This window comes from Marivita sp., from assembly GCF_017643905.1.
In the GTDB taxonomy this organism is placed as follows: domain Bacteria; phylum Pseudomonadota; class Alphaproteobacteria; order Rhodobacterales; family Rhodobacteraceae; genus Marivita.
In genome coordinates this window covers 1-11,042 of the sequence record NZ_JAEPMO010000140.1, presented here as the reverse complement: position 1 = coordinate 11,042, position 11,042 = coordinate 1, and the positions used below count along the sequence as shown (strand labels likewise).

General features: G+C 58.9%; 13 protein-coding genes. 8 read left to right on the top strand and 5 right to left on the bottom strand.

From position 1 onward, the window contains the following. The first annotated feature begins 163 nt into the window (after window positions 1-163). From JJ869_RS18580 to JJ869_RS18565, 4 genes are all read left to right on the top strand, one after another. Window positions 164-1,303, top strand: a complete 1,140-nt coding sequence (locus tag JJ869_RS18580) for a hypothetical protein (protein WP_292269387.1) — start codon at window positions 164-166, stop codon at window positions 1,301-1,303. After that, the gene (locus JJ869_RS18575; RefSeq protein ID WP_292269384.1) at window positions 1,303-2,667 is read left to right on the top strand and encodes a hypothetical protein; all 1,365 of its coding nucleotides are present in this window, start codon (window positions 1,303-1,305) and stop codon (window positions 2,665-2,667) included. The genes JJ869_RS18580 and JJ869_RS18575 overlap by 1 nt, the downstream gene beginning before the upstream one ends. Before the next feature lie 69 nt (window positions 2,668-2,736). Next, window positions 2,737-3,165: a VOC family protein gene (locus JJ869_RS18570; RefSeq protein ID WP_292269382.1), complete on the top strand. Its 429-nt coding sequence runs from the start codon at window positions 2,737-2,739 to the stop codon at window positions 3,163-3,165. A gap of 4 nt (window positions 3,166-3,169) precedes the next feature. Beyond that, a complete protein-coding gene (locus JJ869_RS18565; protein WP_292269379.1) occupies window positions 3,170-3,883 on the top strand; it encodes a DUF1194 domain-containing protein in 714 nt (237 codons plus the stop codon). On the opposite strand, the gene JJ869_RS18560 is transcribed toward JJ869_RS18565, so the two are convergent. The 3 genes from JJ869_RS18560 to JJ869_RS18550 all read right to left on the bottom strand — a co-directional run bounded on the left by JJ869_RS18560 (window position 3,880) and on the right by JJ869_RS18550 (window position 5,109). After that, window positions 3,880-4,377 (bottom strand): winged helix DNA-binding protein, encoded by a 498-nt coding sequence (locus tag JJ869_RS18560; protein ID WP_292269377.1) that lies wholly within the window; start codon window positions 4,375-4,377, stop codon window positions 3,880-3,882. The genes JJ869_RS18565 and JJ869_RS18560 overlap by 4 nt on opposite strands. Before the next feature lie 82 nt (window positions 4,378-4,459). Further along, window positions 4,460-4,720 carry a succinate dehydrogenase assembly factor 2 gene (locus tag JJ869_RS18555; protein WP_292269374.1) on the bottom strand — a complete coding sequence of 87 codons (261 nt, stop codon included), beginning with the start codon at window positions 4,718-4,720 and terminating at the stop codon, window positions 4,460-4,462. Beyond that, window positions 4,717-5,109, bottom strand: coding sequence for a helix-turn-helix transcriptional regulator (locus JJ869_RS18550; protein WP_292269371.1), 393 nt, complete (start codon window positions 5,107-5,109; stop codon window positions 4,717-4,719). The genes JJ869_RS18555 and JJ869_RS18550 overlap by 4 nt, the downstream gene beginning before the upstream one ends. A gap of 85 nt (window positions 5,110-5,194) precedes the next feature. On the opposite strand from JJ869_RS18550, the gene JJ869_RS18545 reads away from it, so the two are divergent. The 4 genes from JJ869_RS18545 to JJ869_RS18530 all read left to right on the top strand — a co-directional run bounded on the left by JJ869_RS18545 (window position 5,195) and on the right by JJ869_RS18530 (window position 9,489). Further along, a complete protein-coding gene (locus JJ869_RS18545) occupies window positions 5,195-6,397 on the top strand; it encodes a pyridoxal phosphate-dependent aminotransferase (RefSeq protein ID WP_292269368.1) in 1,203 nt (400 codons plus the stop codon). A 110-nt stretch (window positions 6,398-6,507) separates the two neighbouring features. Continuing rightward, on the top strand, window positions 6,508-6,921 hold the full coding sequence (locus JJ869_RS18540) for a hypothetical protein (protein ID WP_292269366.1): 414 nt from the start codon (window positions 6,508-6,510) through the stop codon (window positions 6,919-6,921). A gap of 75 nt (window positions 6,922-6,996) precedes the next feature. After that, on the top strand, window positions 6,997-8,955 hold the full coding sequence (parE, locus tag JJ869_RS18535; protein WP_292269363.1) for a DNA topoisomerase IV subunit B: 1,959 nt from the start codon (window positions 6,997-6,999) through the stop codon (window positions 8,953-8,955). Between the two features lie 39 nt (window positions 8,956-8,994). Beyond that, complete coding sequence (locus tag JJ869_RS18530) at window positions 8,995-9,489, top strand: hypothetical protein (protein ID WP_292269360.1); 495 nt, start codon at window positions 8,995-8,997, stop codon at window positions 9,487-9,489. Between the two features lie 93 nt (window positions 9,490-9,582). On the opposite strand, the gene rplQ is transcribed toward JJ869_RS18530, so the two are convergent. Together rplQ and JJ869_RS18520 are read right to left on the bottom strand one after the other, a co-directional pair. Then, window positions 9,583-10,005, bottom strand: coding sequence for a 50S ribosomal protein L17 (rplQ, locus tag JJ869_RS18525; protein ID WP_292269357.1), 423 nt, complete (start codon window positions 10,003-10,005; stop codon window positions 9,583-9,585). 121 nt (window positions 10,006-10,126) lie between these two features. Beyond that, window positions 10,127-11,042: DNA-directed RNA polymerase subunit alpha (locus JJ869_RS18520; RefSeq protein WP_292269355.1), on the bottom strand; the 916-nt coding region annotated here is incomplete at its 5' end.

Genomic DNA, 11,042 nt, shown 5'->3' with positions numbered 1-11,042 from the left:
GACAATCACCCCGGAACAATTGGAGCTCTTCGACACCCTCGATATACCAAAACCCGCTTGATCCCTTCTCGGTAGTCACACAATGGCAGACCTGGCCATAACAATATCAATCACTTAGACGATTTTCTGTCGAACTTGGCAAGCAAGCCGGGGCAGTAATAAAATGACGCGTATTCTTCTTCTTATCCTGTGTCTGGGTTTCGTGGCCGCGTGCGACAGCGGCGGCGGTGATGTGCTGCAATCGCCAACCACCGGGGAAGGCACCGACGGCGGGACTGATGGCGGCACAGACGAAACGCCGATTGACAGCACCCGTGGCACGCCGGACCTGCCCCCCGGCACCACCAACCCGACCCCGAATTCCCAGATCGTGCGCCGCGAAGAGCGGGACGAGGAAACCGGCGGCGGCTATGCAACAAACATCCGGTACCTCAATGACGAAGGTCAGGATGAATTCTTCGTCGACAACATCGCCTTTGACGGCAACAACATCTACACCCGCGGCGACCCCGTGACCGGTGTGGCGCAGTTGGGTTCTTTTGCCGTTTACGAAGGTGCTGAAACCACCGAAGACCCGGTGACCGGCACAACGCTGCGCACCTTCACCTATCGCGCGATTTACGGTCGCAGCACCACCGGCGAAACGGAATTCGCCATCGTGCGTTCGGGATCCTATGTCGATTACGGTTTCGGCGGCTTTGTGTATCAGCGTAACGGGTTCGACAACGACGGCAATGAAGTGCGCCTTGTTCTGCCCGACGATGGCGACGCCCGTTACACCGGCGACTACGCAGGCATCCGCGTGTTCACCGGTCGCGGCGGCCTGGAATATGTCGAAGGCGACGCGGAAATGATCGTCGACTTCAAGGACTTCAAAGACGGCAATCGCGGTGTGGCCCTGTTCGTCAGCAACCGTCGCCTTTATGACATCAATGGCACGGAAATCACGCGTGCCTATCTCGACGCATTGGGGCGCGGAGATGAAGCCGATGATGGCACCACAACCCGGTCGCTGGTGCTTGAAACCGATGCCGACGGCAACCCGGTTCTGCCACGCATCCGCCCTGTGATTTCGCCGGATGACGCCGATTCCAACGGCGAAATCGCCAGTGAGATTTTCGAAATCGCCGAATTCGACAATGGCGAAACGATCGAAAGCGGTGAAGGCACCTATTATGCCATCATCTCGGGCGATGATGCGGGTGAAATCGTCGGTGTGCTTGTCATGACCGGTAACGATCCTCGGTTCGACGACAGCACGACCTACCAGGAAACCGGTGGGTTCATCGTCTACCGCCAGTGATGCTCCGCTGGTCCCGCCGGATTGGCCTCACGCTCGGCGCTTTGGCCTTTGCGGCGGCGCAGGCCTCTGCCCAAGCCGTGCTCAGCCCCGAGCAGATGCGGGATCTTGCCGGGCAGGCGGTGCTTCAGGGTCAGGCTGGGCTTGCCTATGATCTGACCGGGGCCTTGATCGAACGCGACGAGACCGATCTTGATGCGCATCTCATCCGGTCTCGTGCCGCGCGCAATCTTGGCCGCAACGACGAAGCCCTGACCCATGCGCGCCGCGCCTGGGCTTTGGCTGAGGGCGAGAACGCCCGATATGCTGCCGCACTTGCCATGGCACAGGCGCTGTCATCCTCTGGGAGGCGCACGGCGGCGCAACTCTGGCTGCGCCGCGCCGTACAAATCGCTCCGGATGACGGGTTGAAAGCGCGCGCGGCCGAGGATTTCCGCTATGTGCGTCGTCAGAATCCGTGGTCCACAGCGCTGCGCTTCTCAATCGCTCCCAGCTCCAACATCAACAACGGCAGCCGCAACGAAACCTCCGAACTGTTCGGCCTTCCGTTCGAATTCGCGCTCGAAGGGGAAGCCCGCGCGTTGTCAGGCGTCGAAATCTCTACAGGCCTCAGCACGCGATACCGGTTGGTCAACTCCGAGCGCAAGCGCACCGACCTACTCTTTGGCGCATCGCATCGCACCTATGTCCTGTCCGACGAGGCAAAGGACATCGCCCCGGATGCCGAAGGGTCGGATTTCGCCACAAGTTCAGTCTTCATCGGCCTTCAAGAGGATTATGCCCTGCCCGGCGGTCGGTCGCGGCTGGGGTGGGACGCGCGTCTGGGGCACACGTGGTACGGCGGCGAACCGCTCTTGTCCTACACACGGCTTGGCACGAATTATCGGCGCGCGACCGGGCCCAACGGAATGCTGAGCTTTTCGGTAAGCCGCGAAGGCCAGTCCGGCGAAGGGACCCGCGACGACGCCACCATCTGGAGCGCGCATCTGGGCTATGGCATGTCGCTGGCCAGCGGCAACACCGTGACTGTGTCGACCAGTTTCATCCAATCGGAAAGCGACGCAGACTACCTTGACTACACCCAACGGGCGATCTCGGCACGGTATGGGCTGGCAAAACCGATCGGTCCCGCACAGTTGGAATTCGGCCTGTCCCTGTCCGAGAAAATCCATGACCGCGCAAACCTGACAACCGATGGGCGCGATGAGCGCAGCCTTCAGGCCACCGTGACGGCCGCGCTGCCAGAGATGGATTTCTACGGCTTCATTCCGACGGTCACGCTCAACGCGGAACGCACGCACGCCAATATCGACCTCTACGAGACCGAGAATTTCGGCATACAACTGGGCATCCGCTCGGCCTTCTGACCCCGCTTTCACCCTCGACATCCCGGTGAATTGGCCTAGCCTCTTGGCAAACCAACTCAAGAGGATGTTATGCCCCTTCGCTATCTCCACACCATGGTCCGGGTCAAAGACCTAGACGCTTCGATGAAATTCTACAGCTTGCTGGGTCTGAAGGAGACCCGCCGCACGGACAACGAAAAGGGCCGGTTTACCCTGATTTTCATGGCACCCGAGGGGCAGGAGGAATGCCCGGTCGAACTGACGTATAATTGGGATGGGGATGACGGCTTGCCCTCCGACAGCCGTCATTTCGGCCATCTGGCCTACCGGGTGGATAACATCTACGAGCTGTGCCAGCATCTGATGGACAACGGCGTGACGATCAACCGTCCGCCGCGCGACGGGCATATGGCCTTTGTCCGGTCCCCTGACAATATCTCGATCGAGCTGCTGCAGCTCGGCGATGCTCTGCCCCCGCAGGAACCGTGGGCCAGCATGGAAAACACCGGCCACTGGTGACGTGATGCGGCGCATCCTGGCAGCTTTGGCGCTGATGATTTGGGCGGGGCTTCTCACCCCATCCAACGCGCAGCCATCGCATTGCCGCCTTGCGCTTTTACTGGCGCTTGATGTGTCGTCCTCTGTCGACGCCGAAGAATACATCCTCCAGCGCGACGGCCTTGCCGCCGCGTTGGGCGATCCTTTGATCCGAGGTGCGATCCTTGATGGGGACGGGCATGTCGCCATCGCCATCTATGAATGGAGCGGTCGGCGGCAAAGCGCGATGGTCAGCAATTGGGTCACCCTGACCGATGATGCGGCCATAGACGGTGTCATTCAGACCCTACTGTCTGCCCCGCGCAGCCATACCCGCTTTCCGACGGCGATGGGGTACGCATTGGGATACGGCGCCACCCTGCTGTCGCGCGGTCCAAGCTGCGACCGTCAGGTGATCGACCTGTCTGGCGACGGTGAAAACAATGACGGCTTCCCACCAAGGCTTGCCTACAAGAACTTTCCCTTCGCCAATGTGACCGTCAATGGTCTGGCTGTGCTGGGCGGCAGCGATGACGTGCTGGACTACTTCCACCGCGAAGTGCGTTTTGGGTTCGGGGCTTTTGTAGAAACCTCTGAAGGCTACCAAGGTTACAAAGAGGCCATGACCCGCAAACTGTTCCGTGAATTGAACGACCGGATCATCAGCGCAAATCCTGTAAACGCACCGCGCCCCGGTTAATAGATATAGCGGATCTGGTCGGTCCAGTAGCGTTCCATGCGGCGCAGCGTACTGCTCATGTCGCCCAACGTGCCGTGATCAATGATGTTCTTGGCGATCAGCCAATCTGCGTGGCGGGCAAAGAGCGCTGAAATGAGGTCGCGGATTTCCCGTCCACGCGGAGTCAGTTTCACCCGAACTGACCGGCGGTCAATCTCGCACCGCTGGTGGTGCATGTATCCCATATCGACCAGTTTCTTGAGATTGTAACTGACATTACTGCCCTGATAGTACCCACGGGTTTTCAATTCGCCCGCCGTCACCTCGTTGTCGCCGATGTTGAACAGCAACAAGGCCTGGACTGCATTGATTTCGATGATCCCGACCCGTTCGAATTCATCCTTGATCACATCCAGCAGCAGCCGGTGAAGGCGCTCCACCAAAGCGAGCGCCTCAAGATAGCCGTCCAACATGGCGTTGGCACCGCCCCGATCTACCGATGCATGAATGCTCATTCGTTTCTCCGCCTTGTCCGTCAGGCGCGAGAGTCGACCATAATCACCAACATTCAGTTAAGCAGGCAGAACTCTTTTCAGATCACCGCTGGAACGCGACTTCCGAGATATCGGAAATCATGTCGCGCAAATTGTCGGGCGGCGGTCTTTGTCCACTGACCCATTGGTACAGGTCCTGATCATTTTCCGACAACAGCGCGTCGTAGCGGTCAAGCATGGCATCGTCGAACCCGTCGAGTCGAAGCTCGGCATAGCGCGACAGGATGATGTCCATTTCCTTGATCCCACGCCGCATGGACCGCATGGAAAGCCGTTTCAGACGATGTTCGCGGGGTTCGTTCATGTTGAGGACACCATCACATTGCGCAGGCGTTTTTCAAGCCGTGCCAATTGTTCAGCCTTGGCATGGAGTTCCGATTTCATTTCACGTATTTCAAGAATGATTTCGCTCAGGTCCGATGGCATCGCTTCGACATCGGGGCCGTCGATCCCTTCGCCCTCGCCATTGATGAGCCACATCATCGAAACATTCAATAGACCCGCCAGCATCGACAAGCGGTTGGCGCGCGGTTCGGCCACGTCGTTTTCCCAGTTGCGCAGCGTGCTTTTCTTGACACCCAGACGTTTCGCCAGCGCCTCCTGCGTCATGCCAGCAGCCTCGCGAGCTGCCGTCATGCGGTCGCCAAAGGTTGCAATTTCAGCGGCATACCAGTTCTGGTCGCTCTCGGTCATCCGTTCTCCTTTCGCGATCATCGCTTGATCGTGTTTCTCGCGCACCCTAAGACAATTGCGGGGTAATCACAAACAGGGGCCGACCATGCCGTTTCTTTCCGACACACTTGCCCGCGTCAGTCCCTCTCCTACCGTGGCCGTTTCGCAAAAGGCGATGGAGCTGAAGGCTGCGGGTCACGATGTCATTGGCTTGGGTGCCGGTGAGCCAGACTTTGACACGCCGGACAACATCAAGGCCGCTGCAATTGCGGCGATCGAAGCGGGAAAAACGAAGTACACCGCAGTCGATGGCATCCCCGAGGTCAAACAGGCGATCTGCGCCAAGTTCAAGCGTGAGAACGGTTTGGACTACACGCCGTCTCAAGTGGCTGTGTCCACAGGCGGAAAGCAGGTGCTGTATAACGCTCTGCTGGCCACACTGAACCCCGGCGATGAGGTGATCATCCCAGCCCCCTATTGGGTAAGCTATCCAGACATGGTGCGCCTTGGCGGCGGCGAACCGGTGATCGTGGAAACGACACTCGAAGACGGGTTCCGCATTTCCCCCGAAGCGCTTGAGGCGGCGATTACCCCCAAGACCAAGTGGTTCATCTTCAATTCGCCGTCGAACCCGACAGGTGCGGGATATGGCCATAACCAGTTGAAAGCATTGACGGATGTGTTGATGCGCCACCCGCACGTCTGGGTGATGACCGACGACATGTACGAACATCTGGCCTATGACGGCTTTCAGTTCTGTACCCCTGCACAAGTCGAGCCGGGGCTGTATAATCGCACGCTGACAGTGAACGGCGTATCCAAATCTTATGCCATGACCGGCTGGCGCATCGGCTATGCGGCGGGACCGGAACACTTGATCGCGGCGATGCGCAAGCTTCAATCACAATCCACGACCAACCCCTGCTCGATCAGCCAATGGGCGACGGTCGAAGCGTTGAACGGACCCCAGGAGTTTCTGGCCGAGCGCAATGAGGCGTTCCGTAAGCGGCGGGATCTGGTGGTGGCCGGTCTGAACGCCTGCGAGGGCATCACCTGTGCCGTACCGGAGGGCGCGTTCTATGTGTACCCGTCCATCGCGGGCTGTATTGGCAAGACCAGCGCGGGCGGCACTCTGATCGACACCGACGAAGCCTTTGCCACGGCATTACTGGAGGAACACGGCGTTGCGGTTGTTTTTGGTGCCGCGTTCGGCCTGAGCCCGTATTTCCGCGTCAGCTATGCCACTTCGGATGAAGCCTTGACGGAGGCCTGTAATCGCATTCAGGCTTTCTGCGCGGGTCTATCCTGATACAGCCTTGAGGTTCTTTAGAGAAATTTCCCCGTAAGCCATGTCAGACAAAGGCTGGTTTACCTTAACGTGAGTTGTTAGCCTGTCGGCAATACAGGCGAGAGGCAAATATGGCTGGAGACCTGCCCGATTACTATTTCAGGGTACGCGAAAACGGCGCTCTTGTGTTTCGAGTGGATACAGAGAACCCGCAACGACGGATCGAGATGGACCAGATCGCCGTGGTCAATATCCGCAATGGTGAGATCAAACCTCATGGTGAGCGCACTCTGAGCGAAGACGATGTGTCGGTCATTCGCGATTGGATGCAGGACCGGCAAATCATTCTGGCAGATCGCGATGTGGATGACATTCTGCGGACCGTCGACCATTTGAACCTCACCACCCAATGGGCCCAATCCCGCGCCACCCGCGAACAGCTTGAAACGGTGACGGATGCGCTGCTTCTCGCGATGCACGACCTTCGTGGTGTGCTGGTGCGCCGCAAGGCCGAACGCCTGATGGGCGATGACAAGCCCAGCTAGGCCACGCTAGCGCTTCCCCACCGCCCGCGGCTCTGCCATACTGGCCCGCAAAGCAACAAACACAGAGCAGCTGCCATGGCCGAAGACCTCCTCTCCGGACACGAACCGACCGACTATGATGCCTCGTCAATCGAGGTGCTGGAAGGGCTGGAACCCGTTCGAAAGCGCCCCGGCATGTATATTGGCGGCACGGATGAACGCGCGCTGCATCACCTTGTGGCCGAGGTTCTGGACAACTCGATGGACGAGGCGGTGGCGGGACACGCCAACCGGATCGAGGTCGAGCTGCACGAGGATTACGCCATCACCATCCGCGACAACGGGCGCGGCATCCCAATTGACCCGCATCCGAAATTTCCCGGCAAATCCGCGCTTGAGGTGATCCTCTGCACCCTGCACGCGGGCGGCAAGTTTTCGGGCGACGCCTACGAGACATCGGGCGGTCTGCATGGTGTCGGTGCCTCGGTGGTGAACGCGCTGTCCGATTCGATGGTGGTGCAGGTCGCACGGAACAAGGAAGTCTACGAACAGCGCTTCTCGCGCGGGGTGCCGCTTGGCCCTGTGGCGAAGGTTGGTCAGGCACCGAACCGGCGCGGGACGTCAGTCACCTTCCACCCGGACGAGCAGATTTTCGGATCGCATCGGTTCAAACCCGCGCGTTTGCTCAAGATGGTGCGCTCCAAGGCCTATCTGTTTTCCGGGGTCGAGATCCGCTGGAAATCCGCGATCAAAGATGGGGAAACGCCGACGGAGGCCACGTTCCACTTTCCCGGCGGCCTCGCCGATTACCTGACCGAGACTTTGGGCGGGGCGTCCACCTATGCGGACAAGCCATTCGCCGGCACTGTGGAGTTTCGTGAAAAGTTCAACGCGCCGGGTAAGGTCGAATGGGCGATCAACTGGACACCTTCGCGCGACGGGTTCATCCAATCCTATTGTAACACCGTTCCGACGCCCGAAGGCGGCACACATGAGGCCGGGTTCTGGGCCGCGATCCTCAAGGGCATCCGCGCCTATGGAGAGCTGATCAACAACAAGAAGGCTGCGCAGATCACCCGCGAAGACCTGATCACGGGCGGATGCGCGTTGGTGTCCTGTTTCATCCGCGAACCGGAATTTGTGGGCCAGACCAAGGACCGCCTTGCGACAACCGAGGCGCAGCGCCTGGTTGAAGGTGCGGTGCGCGACCATTTTGACAACTGGCTGGCGGCGGATACGAAATCGGCGGGTGCGATCCTCGACTTCCTTGTCCTGCGCGCCGAAGAACGGTTGCGGCGGCGACAGGAGAAAGAGACCCAGCGCAAGTCGGCGACGAAGAAGCTGCGCCTTCCGGGCAAGCTGGTCGATTGCTCATCCGCGACCCGCGAGGGAACTGAGCTTTTCATCGTCGAGGGCGATTCGGCCGGTGGATCGGCCAAGATGGCACGGGACCGCAAGACACAGGCGCTCTTGCCGCTGCGGGGGAAAATCCTGAACGTTCTGGGCGCTGCCTCCTCTAAATTGGGGACCAATGCCGAGATCAGTGATCTGACACAGGCCTTGGGTGTGGGCCTTGGGACGAAGTTCAATGTCGACGATCTGCGTTACGAAAAGATTATCATCATGACAGATGCCGACGTGGACGGCGCCCATATTGCGTCGCTTTTGATGACATTTTTCTTCACCCAGATGCGCCCGATGATCGACGCAGGCCATCTCTACCTCGCCTGCCCTCCGCTTTATCGTCTGACACAAGGTGCGAAGAGGCTCTACGTGGCGGACGATGCGGAAAAAGAGCGGATGATGGAAAAGGGCCTTGGCGGCAAAGGCAAGATCGACGTGCAGCGTTTCAAGGGTCTGGGCGAGATGGACGCAAAGGATCTGAAGGAAACCACGATGGATCCCGCCTCGCGCAAGCTGATCCGGGTGACCATCGACGAGGACGAACCGGGCGAAACCGGCGATCTGGTGGAACGGCTGATGGGCAAGAAACCTGAGTTGCGGTTCCAGTATATCCAGGAGAACGCCCGGTTTGTTGAGGAGTTGGATGTTTAAACTCCTCGTTAATCATTCAGTGGCACGTTCTGTTTCGACATGGAAACCGTGCAATTCAAGATCTCCGAAGATATGATGCGGGTCGGCTCAATGCCGGCTCGGGAAGAAGACATCACTCTGGGTCAATTGATCCGCAATCTCTTGGCGAAAGAAATTTCTCGCCGCATGAATGCGAGGCCGGCCAATCGGGCGGATGAGCACCTCGTCGCGCCCTTACGCGCGCGCCTCGCCCACGACTTTGCCTTTGCCAAATCATGGGGAGACCTGCAGCAACGGCTGTGCGCTAAAGGATACGAGTTACGTCCAGCGGGTGGTGGGTTGGCGCTGCATCGACATCCCTCAGGAATTCGCGTTTGCAAGGCATCTGAACTCGGGTTCGGCTACAGCAAACTGATCGAACGGTTCAGAACCGCTTTTCCCGGACATACTCATACATGGATCGCTGAGCGATTTTGTGCATCTTCAACTACGACTATAGAGGATGATATGACGGTCTTGGACGAAGAAGACACGTCACGAAGTCCCGTAACTTAGTTTTACCCAAAAACAGCACCTTTCGCGGCCTTCCAAAAACGAAAAAGCCCCGCCACATGGGCGGGGCCGTGATCTTGCCACTCGGGCGTAATCTTATTCTTCGTCTGCCGCTTCGAACTCGGCGATGCGGGCCTTGTCGGCAGCACCCTTAGCGTCGACATCGCGGTCGACGAATTCGATGATCGCCATCGGTGCCATGTCGCCATAGCGGAAGCCGGCCTTCAGGATGCGGACATAACCGCCCTGACGCTGGGCGTAACGCGGGCCAAGGATGTCGAACAGCTTGGTGACCAGCATGTCCTGCTTGAGAGCGGCGCGCGCCTGACGGCGGGCGTGCAGGTCGCCGCGCTTGCCCAGCGTGATCAGCTTTTCAACGATCGGGCGCAGTTCTTTTGCCTTGGGCAGGGTTGTCTTGATTTGCTCATGTTCGATGAGCGAGCCAGCCATGTTCGCGAAAAGCGCCTTGCGGTGCTCATGGGTGCGGTTCAGGCGGCGATAGCCTCGTGCGTGACGCATGTGTCTTCTCCTAATGTGCCCTCTACGGGCGTTTTTGCTTTGTCCGGCCCCCGATGCGTGTCAGGGACTCTCCTTGGGGCGGGTGCCCGATTGGGTGAGAGTTGCCCCTCACCCAAATTTCTTAAAAGTTGTCTTCCAGCTTTTTTGCCAGATCTTCGATGTTGTCTGGCGGCCAATCCTCGACATCCATGCCAAGGTGCAGGCCCATGCCGGACAGCACTTCCTTGATCTCGTTCAGCGACTTGCGGCCGAAGTTCGGGGTGCGGAGCATCTCGGCTTCGGTTTTCTGGATGAGATCGCCAATATAGACGATGTTGTCGTTCTTCAGGCAGTTCGCGGAACGGACGGAGAGTTCCAGTTCGTCCACCTTCTTGAGCAGAAGGGGGTTGAACTCGAGACCGTCGTCGTCGTCCTGCGGGCGTGCCGATTCCGGTTCGTCGAAGTTGACGAAGATCGACAGCTGGTCCTGGATGATGCGCGCGGCGTAAGCGACGGCATCTTCCGGGGTCAGCGATCCATCGGTTTCGATCTTCATGGTCAGCTTGTCATAGTCCAAAACCTGACCTTCGCGGGTCGGCTGAACGTCATAGGCGACCTTCTTGACCGGCGAATAGATCGCATCGATCGGCATCAGGCCGATGGGTGCGTCTTCGGGACGGTTCTTGTCGGCCGAGACATAGCCTTTGCCAGTGTTGACCGTCAGTTCCATGTAGAGATCCGCACCATCGTCAAGGTGGCAGATCACGTGGTCGCGGTTCAGCACTTCGATGCCGTTGGTTTCCGAGATGTCACCCGCAGTGACGACGCCTGGACCTTTGGCGTTGATCGACACGCGCTTGGGGCCTTCGACTTCCATGCGGAGCGACACACCCTTGAGGTTCAAAACGATGTCGGTCACGTCTTCGCGGACGCCAGCAACGCTGGAGAACTCGTGCAGAACGTTGTCGATCTGAACGCTGGTGATGGCTGCGCCCTGAAGCGACGACAGCAGAACGCGACGCAGCGCGTTGCCGAGCGTGAGACCAAAGCCCCGCTCG